The sequence below is a fragment of the Stenotrophomonas sp. C9D9 genome (assembly GCF_056491205.1).
On record NZ_JBSZIF010000004.1, the window covers coordinates 31,052 to 56,160 of the forward strand.

Below are 25,109 nucleotides of genomic sequence, written 5' to 3' on the forward strand. Positions count from 1 at the left end.
CAGACATCGGCGCCTCTTCGCCCCTGTTTCACCTGCGATGCTCGGCTCGCTCATGGCGGACCTGAACATCAAAAGCCACAGCTGCACCCAGTAGATCCACGCCATGCGTGGATGCCTCTGCTTTGGCGAAGAATCACGCGAACCCGTAGAGCCAAGCATGGCTCTACGGATAGCGGGATCTCAGAACGGCTTGGCCAGCACCAGCCACACGATCGGGATGAACGCCAGCAGCGGGATCTCGTTGATCCAGCGCAGCGCGCGCGACGACGGCAGCGCCCTGCCCTTGGCCACGCCCTTCAGCAGCCGCCCGATCCAGATGAAATACGCCAGCAGCACCACGACCAGGCCCAGCTTGGCATGCAGCCAACCGGCACCGCCCGGGGCGACCATGGTCGGGAAGTCCGGAATGACCTTGTAGCCCAGCCACAGTACCAGCCCGAGCAGGAATGCCAGGCCGAACATCGAGTGGCCGAAGCGGTACAGGCGCAGGCCCATCAGCTGCAGGCGCTCGGTCACCGCCGGCTGGCCTGCGGTCTCGGCCAGGTTGACCAGGATGCGCGGCAGGTAGAACACCGTGGCCATCCACGCCACCACGAACACGATGTGGAAGGTCTTGACCCAGTAGTAGCTCTGCATGCGCTCGCTCCGGCGGCTGGCGTAGGTTGGCGGCCATTCTCGCATGCCATGGCAAGGCGGCCGCAGGCACGCACGCCGCGACACATCGACGCATGGCGCGCCGCAACACCGTACGATATGCGCCGTTTTCCCCGATCGCGCACCGCCCCATGGACAAGACCTACGACGCCGCCTACTTCCAACGCTGGTACCGCCGCGCCGACATCGGCGGCAGCGCCCGCCTGGCGCGCAAGGTCGCGTTGGCCGTGGCCAGCGCCGAGTACTACCTGGAGCGGCCGATCCGCAGCGTGCTGGACATCGGCTGCGGCGAAGGCGCCTGGCGCGCGCCGCTGCTGAAGCTGCGTCCGAAGGTCGAATACCTCGGCTTCGACAGCAGCGAGTACGCTGTGCGCCGCTACGGCCGCACCCGCAACCTGCACCTGGCCCGCTTTGGCGACTTCGCCTGGCTGCGGCCCTGCGCCCCGGTCGACCTGCTGGTCTGCTCGGACGTGATGCACTACGTGCCCGACCGCGAGCTGCGTGCCGGACTGGCCGGCGTGGCGGAGCTGACCGGCGGCGTGGCCTTCCTGGAGACCTTCGCCGCCGAAGACGCGTTCGAGGGCGACCACGAGGGCTTCCAGGCCCGCCCGGCGCGCTGGTACCGACGGACGCTGGCCCGCCAAGGCCTGCAGCCGGTCGGGTCGCACTGCTGGCTCGGCCCCGCCTTGGCAGGCGATGCGGCCGCGCTGGAACGGATGTGAATCCGGATTCATTATTTTCAGCCGACTTAACCTGCGGGACACCCGGATGGGATATGCTGCGCGGCAACATATGACCATACATATTCGGTCGTCATGCTCTATCAACTGCACGAACTGACCCGCAACCTGCTCGCCCCCTGGGTGCACCAGGCCCAGGCCAACGCCAAATTCTTCGCCAACCAGGGCCACTGGTGGTCGCAGATGCCCGGTGCCGATCGCCTGGCAGCGGTCAATGAACTCTTCCACCGCATCGGCAAGGATTACGAGAAGCCCGAGTGGGGCATCAACGAAATCGACGTCGATGGCGAGCGCGTGCCAATCGTCGTGCACGAGGAAGTGAGCAAGCCGTTCTGCAAGCTGCTGCGCTTCAAGCGCCACAGCAATGAAGCCGACCAGCTCCACACCATGCTCAACCAGCCGTTCGTGCTGGTGGTGGCGCCGTTGTCGGGCCACCACGCCACGCTGCTGCGCGATACCGTGCGCACGCTGCTGCGCGACCACCGCGTGTACGTCACCGACTGGGTGGATGCGCGCATGGTGCCGGCCAGCGAAGGCGAATTCGGCCTGGACGATTACATCGCCTACATCCAGGAGTTCATCCGCCACCTTGGCGTGGAGCGCCTGCACGTGGTGAGCGTCTGCCAGCCGACCGTGCCGGTACTGGCTGCGGTTTCGCTGATGGCCAGCCGTGGCGAACCGACGCCGCGCACACTGGTGATGATGGGTGGCCCGATCGATGCACGCTGCAGCCCGACCGCAGTGAACAACCTGGCCACGCAGAACCCGCTGTCGTGGTTCGAGAACAACGTCATCCACACCGTGCCGGCCAGCTATCCCGGCGCCGGCCGCCGCGTGTACCCGGGCTTCCTGCAGCACGCCGGGTTCCTGTCGATGAATCCGAGCCGCCACTTCAGCTCGCACTGGGATTTCTACACCGACCTGGTCAAGGGCGACCTGGAAGACGCCGACGCGCACCGTCGTTTCTACGACGAGTACAACGCGGTGCTGGACATGCCGGCCAAGTACTACCTCGATACCATCCGCGTGGTGTTCCAGGACTTCCTGCTGCCGCGTGGCGAGTGGGTGGTCAACGGCGAGAAGGTCGATCCGTCGGCGATCCGCGATACCGCGCTGCTGAGCATCGAAGGCGAGCTGGACGACATCGCCGGCCTCGGCCAGACCGAAGCGGCGCAGGCGCTGTGCACCGGTATCGCGGCTGACCGCCGCGAGCATTTCATCGTCGAAGGTGCTGGCCATTACGGCATCTTCAGCGGCCGCCGCTGGCGCGAGGTGGTGTACCCGAAGGTGCGCGACTTCTTCGCCGCACATGCCGAAGCACCGGCGGCGAAGGCCACGAAGAAGAAGAGCAACGTGACCCCGTTGCGGCGAAAGGCGGGGTAACTCGCCCACGGTGGGTGCCGGCCTTGGTCGGTACTCCCCGGTAGATGCCAACCTTGGTTGGCGCTCTACCATGCATCCCGGTATCTGATGGATTGTGCCAACCAAGGTTGGCACCTACCGAAGCGGAGCCCGCAAAACGTCCCGATAGCTGATGGACCGTGCCAACCAAGGTTGGCACCTACCGAAGCGTGGATTCCCGCTTACAACCGCACCAGCAGGTTCTTGGCGATCAGCCCATGCAGCTTGCCGATCCCGCGTGCCAGGTGCATCGTCAACAGCAGCAGCAACGCGCCCACGGCGGCAACCACGATCGCTACCAGCGGCGAGGCCGCCATCGGCAGCACGTTCACGCCGTCGACGTAGACGCCCGGAATGTCGCCGCTGAAGATGGCCGCGACCGGTGCCCAGATCAGGCCCAGCGACAGCGACAGCAGCGTCACCGCGATGGTGAAGTAGACCACGCCCAGCGGCAGCATCAGCACGAAGTACAACAGGGTCAGCCAGGTGCGGCCATCGGTGAACATGTCGCCGACGCGCTGCAGCCAGGTGCGGCTGCGGTCGGTATAGCGCGGACGGCGCGGCATGCGTTCGCCCAGCAGCGCTTCCACCAACCGCCCTTCCAGCAACGCCAGCCCGCGCACCGAGCCGAAGAACAGCACAGTCAGCGGAATGCCGATGATCAGGACCAGCAGGCCCAGCGACAGCGACAGACCGGTCACCACCCAGGTGAAGAAGAAAATGCCGGTAGCCAGCGACAGCAGCATGTAGAACAGCGCGCCATAGGTGTGCGGATCAGCCACCACGCCGAAGAAGCGGGCCAGCAGCGAGCGCTGCACCGGCGCCGGTGGTGGCGCGGCCGGCTCGACACCACTGGCTTCGGCCGCCGCACGCAGCACCGGCGCGGTATCTGCACGCGGTGTACGCAGCGCGCGGTTCACTGTCACTTCGGTCTCGCGGTAGATCTCGGCCACTTCATCCGGTGCGCCATAGCTGCCGGCGACGTCGGCGATCACCTCGGCCTCGCTGCGGCCAGGCTGCGCGGCCAGCTCCGAACGCAGGTACTCCTCGGCGTCGTACAGCGCGTCCTGCACCATCGCCGGATCGGCGCCCTCCAGCGCCGCGCGCAGCTGCGTCAGGTACTGTGGAATGGTGGTCGGCAGGGCTCGGCCTGCCAGGCTCGGGTCGTTCATTGCGGTACCCCCTCCAACACGGAATCGACGGAATCGCGGGTGGCCTGCCAGGCCTGGCGCCACTGCGCCAGCACGTCGCGGCCACGTTCGTTGATGCGGTAGTAGCGCCGCGGCGGCCCGCTGCTGGACGGCTCCACATGGCTTTCCAGCAGCCCGGCGCCCTCCAGGTTGCGCAGCACCGGGTACAGCGCGCTCTGCTTGCCGCTCAGCACGCCCTCGCCCACCCGCTCCAGTTCCTTCGCGATCAGATACCCGTACAGCGGCTCGCCGGCCCGGGCCAGCACCGCCAGCAGGGCCAGCGACACCGTTCCGGCGCTCAGCTCCTTCTGGAACTTCTTCAGGTGGACATCGTCCTCGGACATGGCCGGCCCTCCACTACGTTGAAGTCCACACTAGTACGAAGTTCGGTATAGCGAATGTGTCGTTAGTCATCGTGCCGGTTGGCGTGGCCGGGCCGCTCGCGCAGAATCGAAGCCTCGTTCATGTTCCGGGGTTCCCATGCCGCACCATCGTCGCCTTGCCCTGACCGCCCTCGCCTGCCTGCTGCCCGCCCTGGCCAGCGCGGCCACGCCCTACCGCAGCCCGCAGCAGATCCTCGACGCGTCGGCGGCCAGCGACTGGCGCACCCCGGACCCGGCCAACCTGCTGTACATGGACCTGCCGGCCGGGCGGGTGATCATCGAGCTGGCGCCCCAATTCGCCCCGCGCCATGTCGCCAACATCCAGACCTTCGCCCACGAGCACTTCTGGGACGGCACCAGCATCTACCGCTCGCAGGACAACTTCGTGGTGCAGTTCGGTGATGCCGACGCCGATGACGCCGCCAAGGCCAAGCCGTTCGGTAGTGCCGCGCGCAAGCTGCCGGCTGAATTCGAACGCGCCAGCGCCGGCCTGAAGGTCAGCGTGCTGCCGGATCGCGACGGCTGGGCCGCGCAGACCGGTTTCGTCGACGGCTTCCCGGTCGGCCAGGACCCGCAGGCCGGCAAGGCCTGGCTGGCGCACTGCTACGGTATGCTCGGCGCCGGCCGCAGCAACGAGGAAGACAGCAGCATCGGTGCCGAACTGTACGTGGTGACCGGGCAGTCGCCGCGCCAGCTGGACCGCAACATCACCCTGGTCGGCCGCGTGCTGAAAGGCATGGAACTGCTCAGTGCAACCCCGCGCGGCCCGGCGCCGATGGGCTTCTACACCGACCCGAAGCTGCGTACGCCGATCGTGTCGATCCACCGTGCCAGCGACGTGCCGGCAGCCGAGCGCACCCCGATCCAGGTGCTGCGCACCGATTCGAAGACCTTCGCCGATACGGTGGAGGCCCGTCGCAATCGCGTGGATGATTTCTACAAGCGCCCGGCGGGGCATATCGATCTTTGCAATATTCCGGTGCCGGTGAAGTAGCGCCGTCGCAGGTTCTGCGCGTGGCGCCTGCTGAAGGCGCTTCATTGTTCATGGGCGTCACTTTTCTTTTCGCGCGAAAAGAAAAGTAACCAAAAGAAACGCGCCGCCAGGTTGCGAGCCGCCGTGCTTCGCACGCCGGTCCCCTGCGCTTCTCGGTGAATCAGGGGACGGTGCGAGGAAGTCAGCCGACTAACAGTCGGCTCTACAGGACATCGGCGCCTCTTCGCCCCTGATTCCCCTGCGATGCTCGGCTCGCTCAAAGCGGACTGGAAGGTCAAGATCAACCGCAAAAGCATCCACGCATGGCGTGGATCTACTGGGTGCAGCTGTGGCCTTTGATCTGGGTCCGCCTTGAGCGAGCCGAGCACCGCAGGTCCGGCGAGGGCGAAGAGGCGCGGGTGTCTGAGCGCAGCGAGTTCCCGCGCCGTCCCTCGACGGGCCGAGGAGCGCAGGGCACCGATGCGCAACGCGCATCGGCTCGTGACCGGCGGAACGTTTCTTTTGGTTACTTTTCTTTGCGTACAAAGAAAAGTAACACCCATGAACAATGAAGCACCTTCAGCACGCGCCACGCGCAAAACGCCAACGCCTCAGCCCTTCTGACTCACCGCCACACTCCCCAGAATCAACGCACCCGCAATCAGCATCTGCAGCGTCACCGGCTCACCCAGGAACAACCACGCAAACGCCGCACCGAACAGCGGAATCAGGTAGGTCACCGTCGACGCGCGTGACGGACCGATACGGCCGATCAAACGATAGAACATCAGGAACGCCAGCCCGGTGCAGGCCACGCCCAGTGCGATCGCCGCGCCCCACGCCTTCAGCGGAATTGCCGCCTGCGGCCAGTGGGTCACCGCCATCGGCAGCATCCACAGTGAGGCACACGACAGCGTCGCAGCCGCAGCTGCCGCCGACGGCAGGCCGGTCATGTGCCGCTTCACCAGGTTCACGCCCAGGCCGTACAGCAGCGACGCAGCGGCGCCGGCGAGTACGGCGGTGCCGATGCTCAGGCCCGAGACCTTGGCCGTGGCCAATACCACCACGCCGGCGAAGCCGACCAGCAACGCGCCAGCGCGGCGCATGCCGATCTTCTCGCCGAAGAACAGGAAGGCGATCAGCGCGGCGAACAGCACGGTCATCGCATTGCAGATCGCACCGATCGCGGCCGGTGCCTGTTCGGCGGCATAGGCGAACAGCACGAACGGCAGCGCCGAGTTGATCAGGCCGATCGGCGCCAGCCACAGCCAGCGCCGCGGCGGAAACTGTGCGCGGGCGCGCCACAGGAACGGCAGCAGCACCAGCGCGCCCAGCACCAGCCGCACCTCGACCAGCGCGAACGGGCCGAACGACGGCACCGCTACCCGCATGAACAGGAAGGAACAGCCCCAGATGGCGCCCAGCAGGGTCAATTCCAGCGGCGTGCGCCAGTCGCGCTCGGCCACCTGTGGGACCGCATTCATGCCCTGCCTCCGTCCATCGTCTGTTCCTCGCCAAGGCAGACAGGATCGGGCGCAGACGCCCGCCGCACAAGCGCGTAGTATCGCTGCCAGCCACAAATATGGTTTGAGGCTAAACATGCAGCTACGCCCTTCCCTGCTCCCCGCACTGGCCGTGTTCGCGGTCGCCGCGCGCCACCAGAACTTCGCCCAGGCCGCCCAGGAGCTGCACCTGACCGCAAGCGCGGTCAGCCATCACGTGCGCCGCCTGGAGGAGGTGCTGGATACCCGGCTGTTCCTGCGCCATGCCCGCGGCGTGCGCCTGACCGCCGAGGGCCGGCAGCTGGCCGACGCCGCCAGCGCCGCCTTCACCGATGTCGCGGCGGTCGCCCACCATCTGCACCCGGACGCGGACAGCGTGCCATTGCGGATCACCACGCTGCGCTCGCTGTCGTACTGCTGGCTGCTGCCGCGGTTGCCGCGTTTCACCCAGGCCCATCCGCACATCCGCATCGAGCTGCATACCGGCAGCGGCCTGGACCGCTACGACGACAACGGGCCGGAGGTCGGCATCCGCTATGGCCTGGGCCAGTGGCCCGGCCTGCGTGCGCAGCACCTGATGGATGACTACCTGTTCCCGGTGGCCTCACCGGCGCTGGCCGGGGTCGAAACGCTGGTCGATCCGGCGCGCATCGCTGACCTGCCGCTGTTGACCGACCTTTCGCCACAGGGCTGGCGTGACTGGTTCCGTCATGCCGGCGTGCGCCCGCCCTCGCCGCTGCCGCCGATGCATACCTTCGCCGACAGTACCGATGCGATGCGTGCCGCGGTGTACGGCATGGGCGCGGTGCTGGCACGCACCCACATCGCGCAGCCCTACCTGCAGCGCTACGAGGTGGTGCGCCTGCCCGGCCCGGCGCTGAAAGCGCGCTACGCGTATCACGTGGTGCATGCCGAAGGACAACCGCCTAGCCACGCCGCGCGCCTGTTCATCGACTGGTTGCTGGAGCAGGCGCAGGACGAACGCACGCCGATTCCCGCGTTGCCGGAAAGCCTGCTCGGGCGCCCGGCCACGCACGGCTGACTGCGCCCTCACCCGTTCTTTGCTTCACGCTGGCTAGGCTGCAGGCAACCCCACACCGTATCGACGCCATGGCCATGCTGCGACTGCGCATCACCGGAACCGAAGACGACGCCCGCGCGATCAGCGACCTGCTGCTCGGCCTGGATGGCATCGAACATGTCGAGGAAACCGACGACCTGATGCCGCACATGGACGACGACGATTCCAGTTCGGCCGGGCTGTCCGATGACATTGGCCCGGGCATCCACGAACTGGAAGTGGAAGTCGGCAATGAAAGCACCGCGCAGAAGGTGCGCGATGCCGTGCAGGAACTGGCACTGGAGCTGGACGTGTTCGTGGAATACGAAACCGACGAGGGTTGATGCCAGCGGGTTGCCGGCATCAACCTTCACCTCAGAGGCTGGGCGGCAGCGTGCGGCGGCGGCGACGCCACCACGCCCGCACTCCCCAGGCCGCGATCAGGGCGAGCACCGCCACCGGCAGCAGCGCGGCCGCGGCGCGGATCAGGAACGCAATACTGGTGCTGAGGATGCTGCCTGATTCGCTCAGCGCCTCACCGATCTCGCTGCGGCTGCGCTGGCCCGAGGTGGTGTCGAAGTGGATCGTCACCAGCTGGGTATCGATGCGCCGGCGCTGCTGGGCGGCATCCTTGTTGGCCTGCTCGACGCCCGCTTCGATCTCCGACAGGCGCGTGGTGATCGCCATCAGGTCTTCGATCTTCAGGTCCTTGCGGTCCTGGTAGGACAGCAGCCGCGCATGTTCCTTCTCCAGCCGCGCCTTGGTCAGTGCCGTATCGGCCACGGCTTGCGCGAGATCTTCGGCGCGCGCGTTGCGCGACTGCAGTTTTCCACCTTCACCGGCCATCGCGATCAACGGCTCGGCGCCCTTCGGCGCGATGCGCACCTTGACCTCGCCGCTGGGCTGCTCGCCGCTGCGCTGGTCAACCTGCAGCACCGCACAGTCGCCGAACTTCGCACTCTGGCAGGCCTGTGCGATCTGCTGGATGCGCGGTGCGATCTGCGCCGCCTCCAGCTGCACCTGCACGTCATGTTCGTAGGCGAGGAACGCGCCTTCCGGCGACGCGACAGCGGCATCGGCCGCAGTCGCGCCGGCCTCTGCCGCGCGCTCGCCGTTCCTGGCGCAGGCCACGAGTGCCAGCAGCAGTACCGGCATCGCTATCACGCGCGTCCACGCGCGCAGCGACCTCACAGAGCGGCCCCGTTGTAGGAGGTCACCGAAAGACCGGCCAGATCCACCTGCGGCACGCAGCGCACGTTCACCGCCACCATCGGCGTACCGGTGCGCGGGTCGACCGCTTCGCTGTACGGCGCGATGCCGCACTCGCGGCAGTGGTGGTGATCGATGTGCGCCTTGTTGAAATGATAGGTCGCCACGTCCGCCGGATCGGTGGTCAGCTGGAACGCCTCGCGCGGGGCGAACCACAGCAGGCTGCCGCGGCGGCGGCACATCGAGCAGTTGCAGTCGATGACGTCGCTGATCGGCGTCCCGGCCTGTACGGTGAATGCGATCCTGCCGCAATGGCAGCTTCCCTGGTATTCCATGTCCTGCGCTCCGCTGGAGAGTCCCTGTCTGCGCCCATGGTAATCCTATGGCACGGGGACAAAGCAGCCCCGGGGGCCTATGCTCGGGGTTTGACCCTGTACAGGAACGCCGATGCGCCCGCATCTTCTTGCCCTCGCCCTGGTCGCCGCCCTGGCCGGTTGCCAGCCGGCCGACGCCCCGACCAACGGTTCCACCCCGGCCGCCAGCCAGCAGGCCGGTGACGCGGCGGTCGATGCCGCCTTCGCCGACCTGTCCAAGCGCGCCCTGGACACCTGGATGCAGCTCTCGCCGGTCAGCGCCACCCAGATCGGTGACCACCGCTACGACAGCGAGCTGGATGACCTGAGTGCCGCCGGCCAGCAGAAGACCGTGGCCGCCTACAAGGCATTGCTGGGCGAGCTGGACAAGATCGAGGTGGCCAAGCTGGGCCGCGAGAACCAGGTGGACGCAGCGATCCTGCGCAACCAGCTGCAGTCGGAGATCTGGAACGCCGAAGTGCTGCAGTCCGGCAAGTGGGACCCGCAGCTGTACAACGGCATCGCCGGCAGCGCGATCTACGGCCTGATGGCCCGCGAGTTCGCGCCGCTGCCGGAGCGCCTGAAGTCGGCCACCGCGCGCATGGAAAAGCTGCCGGCGATCTTCGCCCAGGCCCGCGAGAACCTGGATCCGGCCCGCGTGCCGAAGATCCACGCCGAGACGGTGGCCAAGCAGAACAAGGGCATCCTCAGCATCGTCGATACCTTCATCACCCCGCACATCGGTGAACTGCCGCAGGCCGACCAGCAGCGCCTGCAGGCCGCCATCGACGGCCTGAAGAAGGCCGTGGACGAACAGCAGACCTGGCTGGACAAGACCCTGGTGCCGAACGCCAAGGGTGACTTCCGCATCGGTGCGGAAAAGTACGACCAGAAGCTGAAGTTCGCGCTGAGCTCCTCGCTGTCGCGCCAGGAGATCGGTGAGCGTGCACGCGCCGAACTCAAGCGCGTGCGCGAAGACATGTACGGCATCGCGCAGACCGTGCTGAAGGACAAGCCGGGTGCGCCGGAAATGCCGGCCCAGCCGACCGACGAGCAGCAGCAGAAGGCGATCGAGGCGGCACTGGAACTGGCCTACGCCGACAAGCCGGCGCGCGACAAGGTAGTCGACGACGCCAAGGCCGCGCTGGAGCAGTCCACCGCGTTCGTGCGCGAGCACGATCTGGTGACCCTGCCCGATGCGCCGGTGGACATCATCCTGATGCCGGAATTCCAGCGTGGCGTGGCTGTGGCCTACTGCGATTCGCCGGGCCCGCTGGACAAGAACCTGAAGACCTTCTACGCCGTGTCGCCGATTCCGGACGACTGGAACGAGAAGCAGGTCGACTCGTTCCTGCGTGAATACAACTCGCGCATGATCCACCTGCTGAGCATCCACGAAGGCACCCCGGGCCACTACCTGGAAGGCTGGCACTCGGCCAAGTTCCCCTCGACCCTGCGTGCGGTGCTGCGTTCGGGCCTGTTCGCCGAAGGCTGGGCGGTCTATACCGAGCGCATGATGCAGGAGCAGGGTTACCTCAACAACGACCCGCTGTTCCACCTGGTGCAGCTGAAGTTCTACCTGCGCACGATCTCCAACGCGATCCTCGACCAGGGCGTGCACGTGGACAACTGGGATCGCGAGAAGGCGATGCACCTGATGACCCACGACGCGTTCCAGCAGGAAAGCGAAGCCGCCGGCAAGTGGGTGCGCGCGCAGCTGACCTCGGCGCAGCTGCCGACCTACTTCGTCGGTGCGCAGGAACACTTCGACACCCGCAAGGCGGTGCAGGAGAAGCTGGGCGACAAGTTCAACCTGAAGGCGTACCACGACCAGGTGCTGTCCTACGGCGCCCCGCCGGTGCGTTTCGCACGCCAGCTGATGCTGGACCAGCCGATCGAGTGATCGGGCGCGGGGCTGAATGCCCCGCGGCTCTGGCAGCATCTCACGGCCCGGGCTTCCCGGGCCGTTCTCGTTTGAAGCACCCAACGGCCTCACATCCGGTGTATGTACAGCTTCCCGGCATGGCTGCGGATATCAAGAAAGTACTTCACCTTGCAGCCCCGGCATGCCGCCGGATGCATTTCATCAAACCCACGTTGGTTCTCCAGCGCGACGGCCAGTATGGGATACCCGCAGTCGAAACAGCAGAATGCAATGTTGTTGCCATGGGGATCGGCGTCGATCTGGTCGCCATAGTGATCCATTACCAGAAAGTCCGTGATTTTCATGGTCGATCTCCAGAGTAGGTGAATCACCCGCAGACTACATCGCAACCCCGCTGCCCAGAAGGGCACGCGTCGCCTACAGCGCAACGCATCCTTCCCGCCACGCTGGAGCCGCTCCGGTCCTGAACCGTTGCACATCGGGCGTGCGTGACCTCACACTTGGCGAACAACTCCGGGCGCATCTTTCGCCGGGTTCCCCCTTCCGCCGGCGTCCATGTCTCTCCCCCTCTTGCGTCTTGCGCTGCTGCCCGCGCTGTTGGCCTGCGCTCCTGCCTACGCTGCCTGCCCGCCGCCACCGGCGGGACAGCCCGACATCCGCGCCCTGGGCTACTACACCGACAAGGCCGGCTCGGTGATCGACCCGGTACTGCACCAGCAGAACAAGGACGCCACCGCGCCGCTGGACCGCTATGCCGCCGATGTGGCGCGCATGAGCGATGACTACCTGCGCACCGGTGACCGGGCGGCGGCGCAATGCACGCTGGCCTGGCTGGGTGCGTGGGCCGACGATGGCGCCATGCTCGGGCAGATGATCCGGGTCAACAACGATCAGTCGTTCTACATGCGGCAGTGGATGCTCGATGCGCTAGCGATGGCCTACCTGAAGGTGCATGACCAGGCCAACCCGCAGCAGCGCGCGCGCATCGACCCCTGGCTGCAGAAGCTGGCACGGGCCAACCTGGCGTATTGGGACAACCCGAAACGGCGCCGCAACAACCACTACTACTGGGGCGGCCTGGGCGTACTGGCCACCGGCCTGGCCACGAGTGACGAGGCCTTGTGGCAGGCAGGCCACTCCGCCTTCCAGAAGGGCATCGATGACATCCAGGACGATGGCAGCCTGCCGCTGGAGATGGCGCGCGGGCAACGTGCCCTGCACTACCACGACTACGCATTGGCGCCGCTGGTGATGATGGCTGAGCTGGCGCGGCTGCGCGGCCAGGACTGGTACGCCAGCAGGGATCACGCCATCGACCGCCTTGCCCGCCGCGTCGTCGAAGGCAGCAAGGACCCTGCGTGGTTCAACCAACACACCGGCGTTGCACAGCTGCCCCTGCAGGCCAGCGGCTGGGTCGAGTTCTACCGGTTGCGATCACCGGATGGCGGCCTGTTCGACGCCGCGCATGCACGCGGCCCGTTCCACTCGCCACGGCTGGGCGGCGACCTTACGCTGATGGCCACGCATGGCATCGTGCGCGCGCCGCTGCGTTAGCGGCGTACCTCAGCGCGCTGCCGGATGCAGCAGGCGTTGGAACTCGGCGACGGTGCAGCCCTGCGCCGCGCACCCCGGCACACGAAGCGCGACGCGGCCCGGCGGCTGCGCGTTGGTCAGCGGCAGCGCATCGCGCAGCTGCGCGGTGGTCGGGTAGACGTAGGCCAGGCGGATCCGTTCCTCGCCGCGGTGGCGGTCACGCCAGCGCTCGAACTGCAGCAGGCCGCCGATCGGCGTCTTCTCGTACTGGCCCGGCAGGCTGTAGTCGCTGATGCCCAACGCCGCCAGCACCGAACCGATATTGGAATCGTGACCGACCAGCAGGCTCACTTTCGGCGATGCGGGATCTTCCAACAACGCCTCCACGCGTGCCAGCAACGGTCCGGCCACATCCCGCGCCACCTCGGGCGTTCCGAACAGGATGTCCTGGTAGCGGTTGCGGATCTGCGCCAACGCCTGCCATTGGCCTTCCGTGTTCAAGCGGCCCCAACCTTCGCGCGAAGTACCGCTTCCCTGGTAGTGCTCCATCAACAGGGCATCGACCAGTCCACTGGCCAGGGCCAACGAACCGGACGCGCGTGGCTCCTTGCCCGGTTCCGCATTGAAGGTCGTGTCGGCCAGCATCAGATGGCAGTCGCTGCGCCCCTTGCATGCCGCCGACTGCGGATAGCGGGTGATCGCCTCCACCACGGACAGCGCCGGAGCCAGATCGGATGCGGCCAGCGCCTGCTGCATCGCCGACACCGCACGTGCGCGGAACGCCGCGTCATCGCGGTGGATCACCGGATTGAACAGCGGGTCCATCGTGCCCAGCGGCATGCGCTGCTCGACCGCAACATGACAGCCCGGGAAGGCACCGGCAACGAAGAACTGCGCGGTGGCCTGGGTGCGCTGCAGGCTGTTGGCATGGGCGTGGAAGTCATCCGGCTGCGGGCAATCCGACGGCGGCAGCAGCTGTGCCTGGCGCAGCCACTGGCCGATGTAGCGGCCCATGTAGACCTCCAGCACGCCGCCCTTGGTGGTCAGCGCGCCCGAGGCAACGTCCCAGCCTGGCCAGCGCTCTGGCGTGGCATTGGCCAGCGCGCCCGATGCCACCACCGGCGCGCGCAGGTTGTGGCGGCTGAGCAGGACCACCTGCTCGAGCTGGTCGCCTTGCATGGGGGCCGGCGCCGCAGTTGCGGCCGTGGTCGCCAGGCTGAGTGCCAACAGCAGCGCAATCATTGATCGGCGGCCACGAAACCACCGGTCTGCCGCGCCCACAACCGCGCGTACAGGCCACCGGCTGCAATCAGCTCGGCGTGGGTGCCGGTCTCGACGATGCGGCCCTGGTCCATCACCACCAGCCGGTCCATGCGCGCGATGGTCGACAACCGGTGCGCGATCGCGATCACCGTCTTGCCGCCCATCAGCTCGTCCAGGCTGTCCTGGATCGCCGCTTCCACTTCCGAATCCAGCGCCGAGGTCGCCTCATCCAGCACCAGGATCGGTGCGTCCTTCAGCAGCACGCGGGCAATGGCGATGCGCTGGCGCTGGCCGCCGGACAGCTTCACGCCGCGCTCGCCGACATGCGCGTCGTAGCCACGACGCCCCTGCCCGTCCACCAGCGTATCGATGAAGGCTTCGGCACGCGCCTTGGCCACGGCTGCGCGCAACTGCTCATCGGTCGCGTCGGGACGGCCGTACAGCAGGTTGTCGCGGATCGAGCGATGCAGCAGCGAGGTGTCCTGGGTGACCACGCCGATCTGCTGGCGCAGGCTTTCCTGGGTGACGTACGCAATGTCCTGGCCGTCGATCAGGATGCGGCCGCTTTCCAGGTCGTACAGGCGCAGCAGCACGTTGACCAGGGTCGACTTGCCGGCACCGGAAGGACCCACCAGGCCGATCTTCTCGCCGGGCTTCACCACCAGGTCGAGGCCGGCGATCACGCCGCCCTTCTTGCCATAGTGGAAGTGGATGTCCTGGAAATGCACGCCACCACGGGTCACCTGCAATGGCACCGCATCCTCGCGGTCCTGCACGGTCAGCGGCTGGGCGATCGTGGTGATGCCATCCTGCACCGTGCCGATGTCCTCGAAGATGCCGTTGATGGTCCACATGATCCAGCCGGACATGTTGTGGATGCGGATCACCAGGCCGGTGGCCAGGGTGATCGCGCCGACGGTGATGTGCCCGCCGTTCCACAGCCACAGCGCCAGCCCGCAGGTACCGGCGATCAGGAAGCCGTTGACGATGGCGATGGTCAGGTCCATGCCGGTGGTCACCCGGGTCTGCGCGCGGTGCTTGACCGCCAGTTCCTGGATCGATTCGGCGACGTAGGCCTGCTCGCGTCCGCCATGGGCGAACAGCTTCAGCGTGGGAATGTTGGTGTAGCCATCGACGATGCGACCCATCGCCTTGGAACGTGCCTCGGACGCGATCCAGGCCCGTTCCTTCGCGCGCGGCACGAAGTAGACCATGATCACCGCATAGGCCAGCAGCCACAGGATCAGCGGCACCATCAGCCGCCAGTCGGCCTGCGCGAACAGGTACAGCGCGGTGCCGGTGTAGACCACGATGTACCAGAGCGAATCGACCATCTGCACCGCCGATTCGCGCAGCGAGGTGCCGGTCTGCATCACCCGGTTGGCGACGCTGCCGGCGAAATCGTTCTGGAAGAAGCTCAGGCTCTGCCGCACCACGTAGTTGTGCATCAGCCAGCGCGAGCGGTTGCTCAGGCCTGGCACGATGGCCTGGTTGACCAGCAGGTTGTGCAGGCCGACCAGGATCGGCCGCGCGATGACCGTGATGAACAGCATCCAGCCCAGTTCATTGGCGTGGCGCTTGAAGAAATCGGCCCCCGGTTGCTCGGCGACCATGTCGACGATGCGACCCAGGTAATCGAACATCGCCACTTCCACCAGCGCCAGCAGCAGTCCGGCGATCAGGGTCGCCAGCAGCACCGGCCACACCGGGCGCAGGTAGTGCAAGTAGAACGGCAGCACCTTGCGCGGTGGCATGCGCCCATCCACGGGCGGGAACACCGGGATCAGGGATTCAAACCAACGGAACATCGCACTCCCTCGCCTCTTGCAAGCGGCGAAGTATCCCACGCCGGATGTGTACGCCAGCCGATGATCGCCGCGGCTCCGGTAGTGCCGGCCGCTGTCCGGCACCCTTGCGACGCATCCGGGGATCATGAGGTTGCCGGCCAGCGGCCGGCACTACCCATCGGATTCGTCAAACGTCAGCGCCGGGCCACGCCCGGCGGCGTCATTTCACCGGGGTGAACAGCAGGTCCTGGAAATCGAAGCTGAAATCGGTCAGGTCGAAGATCGACTGCATGCGCACCTCGCTCACCTTGCCGTCCGGGTCCAGGCTGAAGTTCACGAACGCATCGGCGTTGAGCGAACGGTCGTCCCAGCGCACGATGAAGGTGTCGTGCTGCCAGTGCTCCAGGCGGCCGCTCAGCTGCGCGGTCTTCATGAAGCGCAGGCGCAGGCCCCTGCCCTCGGCAGTGATCTGCATGTCGCCATACCAGCGGTCGCGGAACGTGCCGGTGTAGCCGGCCAGCGGCAGCGACGGCGTGCTGCCCTTGTCGCGCGCGCTCTGGTGCTTGGCCCAGGCCTCGTCGGCCTTGTCCTGGCCCTTGGCCACGGCCTTGGCATAGGCGTCCACCCAGTCGTGCTTCTCGCCGCCCAGATAGGCATCAAGCACGCTCAGGGTGATCGCGTTGAACGCCGCACCCACTTCCTGGTTGGTCAGCACGACCACGCCCAGCTTCTCGCCCGGCACCAGGGTCAGCCGCGAAACCATGCCCGGCCAGCCACCGGTGTGCCAGACCAGCTTCTGCCCGCGGTAGTCGCTCAGGCTCCAGCCTTCGCCGTAGCCGGCAAAGTTGGCCCGCGCCGGCGCCAGCTCCGGCACGCTCGGCGCCGGGATCGACTGCGGGGTGATCATGCGCCACATCTGCTGCTGGCTCTTCTCGCTGAACAGCGCAGTGCCGTCGGCCAGCTTGCCCTCGGCCAGCTGCACCTGCATCCAGCGTGCCATGTCGTGCGCACTGGAATAGATGCCACCGGCGCCGGCATTGTTCGACCAGGTCAACGGCGCGACGGTGCGCAGGTCCTTGAAATCGTACTTGGCGTGACCGACCGCCGCCTTGTCGCCCGGCTTCAGGTGGTCGGCGTTGTAGCGCGTACCGGCCATGCCCACCTTGTCGAAGATGCGGGTCTGCAGGAACTGCTGGTAGCTCATGCCGGAGACGTGCTCGATCACCTGCTGGGCGACCGCGTACAGGATGTTGTCGTAGGCGTAGCTCTCGCGGAAGCCGCCTTTCAACGGCACTTTGCCCAGCCGCTGTACCACTTCGGCGTTGCTGTAGGAGGTGGTCGGCCAGAACAGCAGGTCACCGGCGCCCAGGCTCAGGCCGCTGCGATGCGACAGCAGGTCACGAATGGTCATCTGCCCGGTCACGAACGGATCGGACATGCGGAACGACGGCAGGTGGTCGATCACCTTGTCGTCCATCTTCAGCTTGCCGTCCTCGGCCAGCAGGTTCAGCGAGGTGGCGGTGAACGCCTTGGTATTGGAGGCGATCGCGAACAGCGTGTCGGCCTGCACCGGCTCCGGCTTGCCCTGCTCGCGCACACCCCAGCCGCGCTCCAGCACCACCTGGCCGTCCTTGACCACGGCCACGGCGATGCCCGGCACGTCGAACTGCGCGCGCACGCGCTCGACGGTCGCATCCAGGTCCTGCAGCGGCGGCGGGGTCGCCGCGCTCGCCATGGTCGTGCACGCCAGCAGCACGGCACCTCCGATCCAGGTTTTCATCCAGCACGATCTCCGAACAGGGGTAGCGGCCGTGTGCAGGCCGTCACCGGGGTTTCGCGGGATGGTAACGGTCCGCGGCGCACCCTGCCCTGTGCCATAGGAGGGGTGTCATGGGCGAGAACGGCCAACCCAGCAGCGGCTCCACCATCATTCCGTGCCTGCGCTACCGCGACGCGCAGGCCGCCATCGACTGGCTGCAGCGCGCCTTCGGCTTCCATGCCCAGGCCGTCTACGCCGATGGCGATACGGTCTTCCATGCGCAGCTCACTTTCGGCCACGGCATGATCATGCTCGGTTCGGTCAACAAGGAAAGCGAGTGGAACCAGCATGCCGTGATGCCTGACGAGGTCGGCGGACGCCAGACCCAGAGCGCCTGCGTGATCGTCACCGATGCCGATGCGCACTATGCCCGGGCCAAGGCTGCCGGCGCGCGCATCGTCATCGACATCGCCGACCAGGACTACGGCGGCCGTGGCTACGCCTGCGCCGACCCGGAAGGCTACCTGTGGTGGTTCGGCAGCTACGATCCGTGGCGCGCGGACCACGGCCAATGACCACAGCTGCCGGCCAGGCGGCCATCCGCTGCGGCATCGGCGGCTGGGTGTTTCCCGAATGGCGCGGCGGTGTGTTCTATCCCGCAGGCCTGCCGCAGCGCGAGGAACTGGCCCATGCCAGCCGCGCCCTGCGCTGCATCGAGATCAACGGCACGTTCTACCGCACGCCCACTGCGGCCCAGTGCGCGCAATGGGCTGCACAGACACCCGGCGGTTTCCGCTTCTCGATGAAGGCGCCGCGCTACCTGGTGCAGCGCCGCGACCTGTCCAGCACCGTGGAGGCCGCCGCACCGTTCCTCGAGGCGGCGTTGGCGCTCGGTGACCGGCTCGGCCCGTTGCTGTGGCAGTTCGATCCGCGCCATCCGGCCGACGCCGATGCATTGGGCGCGCTGATGGCGCAGTTGCCGCAGCAGCTGCAGGGCGTACCACTGCAGCACGCGCTGGAGGTGCGCAACGCCGGGGCACATGGCCCGGCGCTGGTCGCCGCCGCGCGCCGACACGGCGTGGCGCTGGTGATCGAGGACAGCGACGAGGCGCCCCTGCACGGTGATGTCAGTGCCAGCTTCGTCTACGCGCGGATCAAGCGCAGCCAGGCCCGCTTGAACGAAGGCCTGCCAGCGCCGCTGCAGCAGCGCTGGGCCGAACGTGCCCTGCGCTGGTCACGCGGCGAGCCGGTGGATGACCTGCCCTGCCTGGCCGGGGCGGCCCCGGGAACCCCGCGCGAGGTCTACCTGCTGTGCATCGGCGCAGGCAAGGCACGCAACCCGGCGGCGGCGATGGCCCTGCAGCGGCAGGTGGACGCCCCCCGCAATTCCTCACGCGGATAGCGCTGCGGTCATCGCCTTGCCTCACAATAGGCGGATGAGCACACCCGACACCCGCAAAGCGCTGTGGCAGATCCATTTCTGTGTCCTGCTGTGGGGCGTCACCGCCATCCTCGGCAAGCTGATCACCCTGCCCGCGCTGCCGCTGGTGTGGTGGCGCATGCTGCTGGTAACAGCGATGCTGGCCCTGCTGCCGCGGGTCTGGCGCGGACTGCGTACGCTGCCGCTGCGGCTGGTGGCCGGTTATGCCGGCATCGGCGCCCTGGTCGCCCTGCACTGGCTGACGTTCTACGGTGCGGTGAAGCTGGCCAATGCCTCGGTGGCCGCCACCTGCATCGCACTAGCGCCGGTGTTCACCTCGATCATCGAACCCTGGGTGGCCAAGCGGCCGTTCCAGCTGCGTGAACTCGCCTTCGGCCTGGCCGTGCTGCCGGGCGTGGCACTGGTGGTCGGTGGCGTGCCCGATGGCATGCGCCTGGGCGTGTTGATCGGCGCGATCTCGGCATTGCTGGTAGCGGTGTTCGGCTCACTCAACAAGCGCATGGTCAGCCACGCCGATCCGCTCACGGTCACCGCGCTGGAGCTGGGCGCGGGCACCCTCACCCTGACCCTGCTGGCGCCGTTGATGCCCTACCTGCTGCCTGCGCTGGCCAGCCCGCTGTGGGTGGTGCCGGACCTGCACGACGGCATCCTGCTGCTGGTGCTGGCCGGGTTCTGCACGCTGCTGCCGTTCGCCCTGGCGCTGGTCGCACTGCGCCACCTGAGCGCCTACACGGTGCAGCTGGTGACCAACCTGGAGCCGGTCTATGCGGTGCTGCTGGCGGTGGTGCTGCTGCGCGAGCAGCACGAAGTCACCCCGTGGTTCTACCTGGGCGTGGCGATCATCGTCGGCGCCGTGTTCCTGCATCCGCTGCTGAACCGCCGCAAGCCGGTGCAGCACCCGGAGATCCTCGGTACGGCCGAGGCGCGCAACATCGCCGATTGAGTGCATCCACGCATGGCGTGGATCTACCGGGCGTGGATGGCCGTATCAACGCTGCGGCCAGTGCCATGCCGGGGCATCCAGCAGGCCCTGCCCGCTCAGCAACGTGCGGCCGTGTTCCTTGTGCAGATGCAGCGAATGGCACCCGGGCGCCTGCTCCAGTGCTGCGATCAGGCGACTGGCATGTGACACCACCCAGACCTGGCTGCGCGCACTGGCCGCGATGATCAGCCGTGCCAGCGCCGGCAGCAGGTCCGGGTGCAGGCTGGTCTCCGGCTCGTTGAGCACAAGCAGCGGCGGCGGACGCGGCGTGTGCAGCGCGGCGGCAAGCAGCAGGAAGCGCAGCGTGCCGTCGGACAGTTCGGCCATCGACAACGGCCGCAGCAGCCCGGGCTGGTGGAAACGCAACGCCAACCGGCCATCCAGTTCCTCGAAGCCGACCGAGGCGCCCGGGAACGCATCGTCGACACTGCGTGCCAACGCAACCGGGTCACCGATCTCGAGGATGGTGACCCAGGCCGCGGCCAGATCACGGCCATCGTGATGCAGCACCGGCGTGCGCGTGGCCATCGCCGGCTGCCGCGCCGGCGCATCGGCATCGCTGCGGAAATGATCGTAGAAGCGCCAACGGCGGATGTACTCGCGCAGGGCGATGGTTTCCGGCATGCGCTGCGGATCGCCGACCTGGGTGAACAGGCTGTCGAACAGCGACAACCGGTCATCCACAAGATCCCAGCCGCGCGCATGGCGTTGCCGCACCATCGCCCCACGGCGGTCGACCAGCAGGTTGGCGCTGCGCAGGAACGGGCCCGCCCAGATCGCTTCGGCCTTGATCTGCGGGTCCAATGCGAAGGCCGATCGACTGGGCGGCGGGTAGCCCAGATCGATGGCGTAGCCGAATTCGTCAGTGGTAAAGCCCAGCTTCAATCCCACCGATTCCTGGCGTGGGCCGCCCTGCAGGGGGATCTCGCCGACAGCAACCCGACGGTCCATTTTTTCCGGGCCCGCCCACAGCGCCGAACCCAGCCCGCCTTCGCGGGCCAGCACCGCCGCGACGCCGCCCTGCGCGGTCTCCGCCAGCAGGCGCAGCGCGCGGTACAGGCTGGACTTGCCACTGCCGTTGTCACCGGTCACCACATTCAACTGCTGCAGCGGCAGTACCAGCCCGTGCAGCGAGCGATAGTGGGTGATGGCCAGGGTCTGCAGCATGGTCGGTGTCCGGGGAAACAGAGAGGTCATGCTGCCCGGTTCTGATCGCAGGAACTGCGACGCAATGTGAATCGGAAACAGCATCCACGCATGGCGTGGATCTACCTGGGGGTGCTTCAGCCCGCCCGTTCCACCCGGTTGCGGCCATTGCCCTTGGCCCGGTACAGCGCCTTGTCGGCACGTGCCAGCGTGTCATCCACGCTTTCACCAGGCTGATGCTGGGCCACACCAATACTGATCGTGACCGGGAATCCCAGCGGCAGGTCAGCCACCGCCAGGCGCAGGAACTCGCACTGCAGTTCGGCGGTGTGCAGGTCGGTAGCCGGCATCACCGCCACGAATTCCTCGCCACCATAGCGCGCGGCCATGCCGCGACCGGCGAAATGGGAACGCAGCAGCACGCCCAGTTCGGCCAGCACGCGGTCGCCGGTGGCGTGGCCCTGGAAATCGTTGATGTGCTTGAAATGGTCGATGTCCAGCAGTGCGACGCAGGCCACACCGGGCTGGTCTCCGTTCACCGCCACCGCCTCTTCCAGCGCCGCCGCCATCGCACGGCGGTTCGGCAGGCCGGTCAACGCATCGGTGCGGCTCTGCTCGGCCAGGTCCGCATTCTGCGCCAGCAGCACGTCCTGGTACTCCGACAGCAGGCGCTCGTAGTCATCGCGCTCCAGCATGTGTTTCTGGATGTCGAGCGCGAAGCGGCGCAGTTCCATCACCAGCATCACCTGCCGCGACAGCGCGGCCAGCGCTTCGGCCTTGTCGCTGGCCAGGTGCTGCGGCTGCGCATCGAATACGCACAGCGTGCCCAGCGGCAGGCCATCTGAGCTGATCAGTGGCGCGCCCGCATAGAAGCGGATGTGCGGGTCGCCGGTCACCACCGGGTTGTCGTGGAAGCGGATGTCCTGCAACGCGTCCTCGACCACCATGACCTGCTGCGGTTGCAGGATCGCGTGGCCGCACATCGATTCGCTGCGCAGGTTTTCCGCCGCATCGATGCCCTGGATCGACTTGAACCATTGCCGCTCGACATCGATCAGGGTCACCGCCGCCATCGAGGTGCCGCAGACCGCCTTGGCGATCACCACCAGGTCGTCGAAGGATTTTTCACGCTCCGAGTCGAGGATCCGGTAGCGGTACAGCGCCTCAAGCCGAAGGGCTTCATTGGCAGGCTTGTCGGGCTTGATCATGCAGCGTCACGTTCCGGCAGGTCACCGCGAAGTCTAGCCGATGTAGAGCCGAGCCCATGCTCGGCTGCACCCGGACAAAAGAGCAGCCGAGCATGGGCTCGGCTCTACAGAAGCCGTTTACCAGTCCAGCTGCTTCGGCAGCAGGCCCTGCAGCTCCTGCTCGGTCAGGTTGCGCCACTGGCCCGGCTTCAGCGCACCGATCTTGATGTTGTCGATGCGCACGCGGCGCAGCTGGGTCACGCGGTAGCCGAACTCGGCCGCCATCAGGCGGATCTGCCGGTTCAGGCCCTGCTGCAGGGTGATGCGGAAACCGAACTTGGCGATGCGCGAGGTCTTGCACGGCAGCGTCATCTGGTCGTGGATGCGGACGCCACGGGCCATGCCACGCAGGAACTCGTCGGTGACCGGCTTGTTCACCGCCACCAGGTACTCCTTCTGGTGGCCGTTCTCGGCGCGCAGGATCTGGTTGACGATGTCGCCGTTGCTGGTCATCAGGATCAGGCCTTCGGATTCCTTGTCCAGGCGCCCGATCGGGAAGATGCGCTGTTCATGGCCGACGAAGTCGACGATGTTGCCCTTGACCGAGGTCTCGGTCGTGCAGGTGACGCCGACCGGCTTGTTCAGCGCGATGTAGACGTGGCGGCGGGCACCGGGCTTGCGGGCCACGCGCGCGCGCAGCGGCTGGCCGTCGACCAGCACCTGGTCTTCCTCGCCCACCACCGCGCCGGTGCCGGCCGGATGGCCGTTGACGGTGACCCGGCGGGCGGCGATCAGGCGATCGGCCTCGCGGCGGGAGCAGAAGCCGGTGTCGGCGATATGTTTGTTGAGTCGGGTGGTCATCGGCCTATTATCCGGCATCGCCGCCCGCAGCGCTTCATGCCAGGCCGGGTGGATCGAGCTCTTCGCCGTCGAATACCCGGTTGCGGCCGGCACGCTTGGCCACGTACATGGCGTGGTCGGCCCGGCGCAACAGCGCAGCCAGGTCGTCCTCGCCCGGCCGCCACTGCGCCAGGCCGATGCTGGCGGTCACCTCCAGGCCGGGTACCTGCAGCGCCCGGGCCGCCTCGGTGATGTGCTGGCGCAGGCGATCCAGGCGCGCCGACGCCGCCTCCCGCGGCATGCCCGGCATCAGCAGCAGGAACTCCTCGCCGCCCATCCGCACCACCTGGTCCTGGCTGCGTACCGCAGCACGCAATGCACGTGCCACCGCCACCAGCACCTGGTCGCCCACGGCGTGGCCATGGCGGTCATTGATGTCCTTGAACAGATCGATGTCGAGGAAACCGATCACCAGCGGGCCGCGCTCGCGATCGACCCGTTCCAGATGCCGGGCCAGCTGCTGCAGCCCGGCACGGCGGTTGGGCAGCCCGGTCAGGCCATCGGTTTCGGCCAGCTGGCGCAGTTCATCGCGCTGCTGTCGCAGGCGGCCCAGCCGCTGGTTCAGCGCATAGGCGGCCATCATCAGCAGCCAGGTCACCGACAGCTGCAGTGCCTCCACGCGGTACTCCAGCAACCACTTAGCGCGGCAGGCATCGGCCAGGATCAACACCAGCATCGGTGCCAGCGCTGCCAGCCCCGCCTGCGCCCAGCGGTCACCGCGCAGCCGTGCCCATACCCCGACCATCAATGCCAGGCCACAGCCCAGCAGGTAGGAGACCTGCAGGCCCTGCGCCACCCAGGCCAGGCTGTTCCACTGCAGCCAGGGCACCCATGCGGCCAGCGCCAGCAATCCCCACAGCGCCAGCAGCTGCACCGGGCGCGATCGCGGCAGCAGGCGGTCGCCACCGTTCAGACGCCACAGTGCCGGCAGCACCAATGCCTGCGACGCCGCGGTCAACGACAGCAGCCACCAGGCACCGCGCTCGCCCACCGGCAGCCACGGCTCCGGGTAGCCGCTGAGGCCACCGAGGATGGCCTGCCACAGCACCAGCACGGTGGTACCGGCGATGTAGACCAGGAAGCTGCGGTCGCGGGTGGTGAGGAAGGCCATCAGGGCCGACAAGGCCAGCGCGATCGCCACGGCGATGCAGGCCGCGCGCACCAGCAGGCGGGCGGTATCGTTCTGCTGCACGGGGCTGGGCGCCCCCAGCCGCAGGGTCGGCACCCAGCGCGCCTTCAGCGGCGTCTGCCATGACACCAGGAACGGTTCATTGCTGCCGGCCGGCGGCACCGCGACCAGGCCGATGCCTGCGCGGAACCGGGAATCACGGGTACGGGCATCGTGCATGTTGCCGCAGATTTCGCGATCACCGTGCTGCACGCGGACTTCGCCGGCAAACACGTTGAACACGTCCAGTGCCTGCGGCTGGCCCGACCAGCCGTCCGCTGGCGCGGACACCTGCACCTGCTGTCGTGGCCCCGCCAGCATCTCCGGCGTGCAAGCGCGATGCGGGGTGGGTTCATCGGTGGCCGCACCGACCAGCAGGTAATCACGCCCGGCTTCGGCTACCGCCGCCGACAGCGGCCACGGCGTTGCCAACCACACCAGCAGCACGACCAGCACCGCTCCTGTTCCGTACTGCCACTGCCTGCCGCCCACGCCACGTCCTGTTCCTGCTTACGCCCGCGCCCACTGCGCGTCGCCCCTGCCGGGCATTATCGCAGCCGCGGCTGCAGCGCACGTGTAGACCAAAGTCGCCG

25 protein-coding genes are annotated in these 25,109 nt (G+C 67.3%); 11 read left to right on the forward strand and 14 right to left on the reverse strand.

Annotation, left to right across the window (positions count from 1 at the left end):
• Positions 1-180 precede the first annotated feature (180 nt).
• Positions 181-636 carry a CopD family protein gene (locus ACXI0D_RS05560; RefSeq protein WP_014036492.1) on the reverse strand — a complete coding sequence of 152 codons (456 nt, stop codon included), beginning with the start codon at positions 634-636 and terminating at the stop codon, positions 181-183.
• Between the two features lie 149 nt (positions 637-785).
• Here ACXI0D_RS05560 and ACXI0D_RS05565 point away from each other — a divergent pair, with 149 nt between their 5' ends.
• The gene (locus ACXI0D_RS05565; protein WP_049446269.1) at positions 786-1,376 is read left to right on the forward strand and encodes a class I SAM-dependent DNA methyltransferase; all 591 of its coding nucleotides are present in this window, start codon (positions 786-788) and stop codon (positions 1,374-1,376) included.
• Positions 1,377-1,469: 93 nt separating this feature from the next.
• Positions 1,470-2,777 (forward strand): polyhydroxyalkanoate depolymerase, encoded by a 1,308-nt coding sequence (locus ACXI0D_RS05570; protein ID WP_014036491.1) that lies wholly within the window; start codon positions 1,470-1,472, stop codon positions 2,775-2,777.
• 200 nt (positions 2,778-2,977) lie between these two features.
• Here ACXI0D_RS05570 and ACXI0D_RS05575 read toward each other — a convergent pair whose 3' ends face one another.
• A complete protein-coding gene (locus tag ACXI0D_RS05575; protein WP_049446272.1) occupies positions 2,978-3,967 on the reverse strand; it encodes a sensor domain-containing protein in 990 nt (329 codons plus the stop codon).
• A complete protein-coding gene (locus ACXI0D_RS05580) occupies positions 3,964-4,329 on the reverse strand; it encodes a PadR family transcriptional regulator (protein WP_010486360.1) in 366 nt (121 codons plus the stop codon). Before ACXI0D_RS05580 ends, ACXI0D_RS05575 begins: the two co-directional genes overlap by 4 nt.
• 136 nt (positions 4,330-4,465) lie before the next feature.
• On the opposite strand from ACXI0D_RS05580, the gene ACXI0D_RS05585 reads away from it, so the two are divergent.
• Positions 4,466-5,362 (forward strand): peptidylprolyl isomerase, encoded by an 897-nt coding sequence (locus tag ACXI0D_RS05585; protein WP_049446275.1) that lies wholly within the window; start codon positions 4,466-4,468, stop codon positions 5,360-5,362.
• A 302-nt stretch (positions 5,363-5,664) separates the two neighbouring features.
• The gene (locus tag ACXI0D_RS05590) at positions 5,665-5,913 is read left to right on the forward strand and encodes a hypothetical protein (RefSeq protein WP_479642396.1); all 249 of its coding nucleotides are present in this window, start codon (positions 5,665-5,667) and stop codon (positions 5,911-5,913) included.
• A 39-nt stretch (positions 5,914-5,952) separates the two neighbouring features.
• Here ACXI0D_RS05590 and ACXI0D_RS05595 read toward each other — a convergent pair whose 3' ends face one another.
• Entirely contained in the window at positions 5,953-6,825 is an 873-nt protein-coding gene (locus ACXI0D_RS05595; RefSeq protein WP_101765184.1) for a DMT family transporter, read from the reverse strand.
• A 115-nt stretch (positions 6,826-6,940) separates the two neighbouring features.
• On the opposite strand from ACXI0D_RS05595, the gene ACXI0D_RS05600 reads away from it, so the two are divergent.
• Positions 6,941-7,885, forward strand: coding sequence for a LysR substrate-binding domain-containing protein (locus ACXI0D_RS05600; RefSeq protein WP_101765183.1), 945 nt, complete (start codon positions 6,941-6,943; stop codon positions 7,883-7,885).
• A 68-nt stretch (positions 7,886-7,953) separates the two neighbouring features.
• Positions 7,954-8,247, forward strand: a complete 294-nt coding sequence (locus ACXI0D_RS05605) for a hypothetical protein (protein WP_005415831.1) — start codon at positions 7,954-7,956, stop codon at positions 8,245-8,247.
• A 31-nt stretch (positions 8,248-8,278) separates the two neighbouring features.
• On the opposite strand, the gene ACXI0D_RS05610 is transcribed toward ACXI0D_RS05605, so the two are convergent.
• Both ACXI0D_RS05610 and ACXI0D_RS05615 read right to left on the reverse strand, forming a co-directional pair.
• Positions 8,279-9,058 (reverse strand): DUF4349 domain-containing protein, encoded by a 780-nt coding sequence (locus tag ACXI0D_RS05610; RefSeq protein ID WP_479642397.1) that lies wholly within the window; start codon positions 9,056-9,058, stop codon positions 8,279-8,281.
• A 32-nt stretch (positions 9,059-9,090) separates the two neighbouring features.
• On the reverse strand, positions 9,091-9,447 hold the full coding sequence (locus ACXI0D_RS05615) for a GFA family protein (RefSeq protein ID WP_014036484.1): 357 nt from the start codon (positions 9,445-9,447) through the stop codon (positions 9,091-9,093).
• Positions 9,448-9,559: 112 nt separating this feature from the next.
• Between ACXI0D_RS05615 and ACXI0D_RS05620 the strand changes: the two genes are divergently transcribed.
• Positions 9,560-11,368, forward strand: coding sequence for a DUF885 domain-containing protein (locus ACXI0D_RS05620; RefSeq protein WP_014036483.1), 1,809 nt, complete (start codon positions 9,560-9,562; stop codon positions 11,366-11,368).
• A gap of 89 nt (positions 11,369-11,457) precedes the next feature.
• Here ACXI0D_RS05620 and ACXI0D_RS05625 read toward each other — a convergent pair whose 3' ends face one another.
• Positions 11,458-11,694 (reverse strand): hypothetical protein, encoded by a 237-nt coding sequence (locus ACXI0D_RS05625; RefSeq protein WP_049446279.1) that lies wholly within the window; start codon positions 11,692-11,694, stop codon positions 11,458-11,460.
• A gap of 211 nt (positions 11,695-11,905) precedes the next feature.
• Between ACXI0D_RS05625 and ACXI0D_RS05630 the strand changes: the two genes are divergently transcribed.
• Entirely contained in the window at positions 11,906-12,904 is a 999-nt protein-coding gene (locus ACXI0D_RS05630; RefSeq protein WP_479642398.1) for a polysaccharide lyase, read from the forward strand.
• A 9-nt stretch (positions 12,905-12,913) separates the two neighbouring features.
• Here the strand turns inward: ACXI0D_RS05630 and agp are convergent, their stop codons facing one another.
• The 3 genes from agp to ACXI0D_RS05645 all read right to left on the reverse strand — a co-directional run bounded on the left by agp (position 12,914) and on the right by ACXI0D_RS05645 (position 17,713).
• On the reverse strand, positions 12,914-14,125 hold the full coding sequence (gene agp, locus ACXI0D_RS05635; protein ID WP_479642399.1) for a bifunctional glucose-1-phosphatase/inositol phosphatase: 1,212 nt from the start codon (positions 14,123-14,125) through the stop codon (positions 12,914-12,916).
• The gene (smrA, locus tag ACXI0D_RS05640; protein WP_014036480.1) at positions 14,122-15,954 is read right to left on the reverse strand and encodes a multidrug efflux ABC transporter SmrA; all 1,833 of its coding nucleotides are present in this window, start codon (positions 15,952-15,954) and stop codon (positions 14,122-14,124) included. Before smrA ends, agp begins: the two co-directional genes overlap by 4 nt.
• Before the next feature lie 199 nt (positions 15,955-16,153).
• A complete protein-coding gene (locus ACXI0D_RS05645) occupies positions 16,154-17,713 on the reverse strand; it encodes a serine hydrolase (protein WP_479642400.1) in 1,560 nt (519 codons plus the stop codon).
• Between the two features lie 110 nt (positions 17,714-17,823).
• On the opposite strand from ACXI0D_RS05645, the gene ACXI0D_RS05650 reads away from it, so the two are divergent.
• The 3 genes from ACXI0D_RS05650 to ACXI0D_RS05660 are packed head-to-tail and all read left to right on the forward strand — an operon-like array spanning position 17,824 to position 20,076.
• Positions 17,824-18,267, forward strand: coding sequence for a VOC family protein (locus tag ACXI0D_RS05650; RefSeq protein WP_049446290.1), 444 nt, complete (start codon positions 17,824-17,826; stop codon positions 18,265-18,267).
• The gene (locus ACXI0D_RS05655; RefSeq protein ID WP_049446292.1) at positions 18,264-19,094 is read left to right on the forward strand and encodes a DUF72 domain-containing protein; all 831 of its coding nucleotides are present in this window, start codon (positions 18,264-18,266) and stop codon (positions 19,092-19,094) included. The genes ACXI0D_RS05650 and ACXI0D_RS05655 overlap by 4 nt, the downstream gene beginning before the upstream one ends.
• A 34-nt stretch (positions 19,095-19,128) precedes the next feature.
• Positions 19,129-20,076, forward strand: a complete 948-nt coding sequence (locus tag ACXI0D_RS05660) for a DMT family transporter (RefSeq protein WP_014036476.1) — start codon at positions 19,129-19,131, stop codon at positions 20,074-20,076.
• A 45-nt stretch (positions 20,077-20,121) separates the two neighbouring features.
• On the opposite strand, the gene ACXI0D_RS05665 is transcribed toward ACXI0D_RS05660, so the two are convergent.
• The 4 genes from ACXI0D_RS05665 to ACXI0D_RS05680 all read right to left on the reverse strand — a co-directional run bounded on the left by ACXI0D_RS05665 (position 20,122) and on the right by ACXI0D_RS05680 (position 25,008).
• The gene (locus ACXI0D_RS05665) at positions 20,122-21,282 is read right to left on the reverse strand and encodes an AAA family ATPase (protein ID WP_049446295.1); all 1,161 of its coding nucleotides are present in this window, start codon (positions 21,280-21,282) and stop codon (positions 20,122-20,124) included.
• Between the two features lie 116 nt (positions 21,283-21,398).
• Positions 21,399-22,469: a sensor domain-containing diguanylate cyclase gene (locus ACXI0D_RS05670; RefSeq protein WP_014036474.1), complete on the reverse strand. Its 1,071-nt coding sequence runs from the start codon at positions 22,467-22,469 to the stop codon at positions 21,399-21,401.
• A 117-nt stretch (positions 22,470-22,586) separates the two neighbouring features.
• Positions 22,587-23,309, reverse strand: coding sequence for a pseudouridine synthase (locus ACXI0D_RS05675; RefSeq protein WP_005408708.1), 723 nt, complete (start codon positions 23,307-23,309; stop codon positions 22,587-22,589).
• 34 nt (positions 23,310-23,343) lie between these two features.
• Positions 23,344-25,008 carry a sensor domain-containing diguanylate cyclase gene (locus tag ACXI0D_RS05680; RefSeq protein ID WP_049446299.1) on the reverse strand — a complete coding sequence of 555 codons (1,665 nt, stop codon included), beginning with the start codon at positions 25,006-25,008 and terminating at the stop codon, positions 23,344-23,346.
• Positions 25,009-25,109: the final 101 nt, after the last annotated feature.

Coding starts and splice junctions, on each gene's coding strand:
- ACXI0D_RS05560 (WP_014036492.1), bottom strand. CDS start 636: ATGCAGAGCTACTACTGGGTCAAGACCTTCCACATCGTGTTCGTGGTG.
- ACXI0D_RS05565 (WP_049446269.1), top strand. CDS start 786: ATGGACAAGACCTACGACGCCGCCTACTTCCAACGCTGGTACCGCCGC.
- ACXI0D_RS05570 (WP_014036491.1), top strand. CDS start 1,470: ATGCTCTATCAACTGCACGAACTGACCCGCAACCTGCTCGCCCCCTGG.
- ACXI0D_RS05575 (WP_049446272.1), bottom strand. CDS start 3,967: ATGAACGACCCGAGCCTGGCAGGCCGAGCCCTGCCGACCACCATTCCA.
- ACXI0D_RS05580 (WP_010486360.1), bottom strand. CDS start 4,329: ATGTCCGAGGACGATGTCCACCTGAAGAAGTTCCAGAAGGAGCTGAGC.
- ACXI0D_RS05585 (WP_049446275.1), top strand. CDS start 4,466: ATGCCGCACCATCGTCGCCTTGCCCTGACCGCCCTCGCCTGCCTGCTG.
- ACXI0D_RS05590 (WP_479642396.1), top strand. CDS start 5,665: ATGGCGTGGATCTACTGGGTGCAGCTGTGGCCTTTGATCTGGGTCCGC.
- ACXI0D_RS05595 (WP_101765184.1), bottom strand. CDS start 6,825: ATGAATGCGGTCCCACAGGTGGCCGAGCGCGACTGGCGCACGCCGCTG.
- ACXI0D_RS05600 (WP_101765183.1), top strand. CDS start 6,941: ATGCAGCTACGCCCTTCCCTGCTCCCCGCACTGGCCGTGTTCGCGGTC.
- ACXI0D_RS05605 (WP_005415831.1), top strand. CDS start 7,954: ATGGCCATGCTGCGACTGCGCATCACCGGAACCGAAGACGACGCCCGC.
- ACXI0D_RS05610 (WP_479642397.1), bottom strand. CDS start 9,058: ATGCCGGTACTGCTGCTGGCACTCGTGGCCTGCGCCAGGAACGGCGAG.
- ACXI0D_RS05615 (WP_014036484.1), bottom strand. CDS start 9,447: ATGGAATACCAGGGAAGCTGCCATTGCGGCAGGATCGCATTCACCGTA.
- ACXI0D_RS05620 (WP_014036483.1), top strand. CDS start 9,560: ATGCGCCCGCATCTTCTTGCCCTCGCCCTGGTCGCCGCCCTGGCCGGT.
- ACXI0D_RS05625 (WP_049446279.1), bottom strand. CDS start 11,694: ATGAAAATCACGGACTTTCTGGTAATGGATCACTATGGCGACCAGATC.
- ACXI0D_RS05630 (WP_479642398.1), top strand. CDS start 11,906: ATGTCTCTCCCCCTCTTGCGTCTTGCGCTGCTGCCCGCGCTGTTGGCC.
- agp (WP_479642399.1), bottom strand. CDS start 14,125: ATGATTGCGCTGCTGTTGGCACTCAGCCTGGCGACCACGGCCGCAACT.
- smrA (WP_014036480.1), bottom strand. CDS start 15,954: ATGTTCCGTTGGTTTGAATCCCTGATCCCGGTGTTCCCGCCCGTGGAT.
- ACXI0D_RS05645 (WP_479642400.1), bottom strand. CDS start 17,713: ATGAAAACCTGGATCGGAGGTGCCGTGCTGCTGGCGTGCACGACCATG.
- ACXI0D_RS05650 (WP_049446290.1), top strand. CDS start 17,824: ATGGGCGAGAACGGCCAACCCAGCAGCGGCTCCACCATCATTCCGTGC.
- ACXI0D_RS05655 (WP_049446292.1), top strand. CDS start 18,264: ATGACCACAGCTGCCGGCCAGGCGGCCATCCGCTGCGGCATCGGCGGC.
- ACXI0D_RS05660 (WP_014036476.1), top strand. CDS start 19,129: ATGAGCACACCCGACACCCGCAAAGCGCTGTGGCAGATCCATTTCTGT.
- ACXI0D_RS05665 (WP_049446295.1), bottom strand. CDS start 21,282: ATGCTGCAGACCCTGGCCATCACCCACTATCGCTCGCTGCACGGGCTG.
- ACXI0D_RS05670 (WP_014036474.1), bottom strand. CDS start 22,469: ATGATCAAGCCCGACAAGCCTGCCAATGAAGCCCTTCGGCTTGAGGCG.
- ACXI0D_RS05675 (WP_005408708.1), bottom strand. CDS start 23,309: ATGACCACCCGACTCAACAAACATATCGCCGACACCGGCTTCTGCTCC.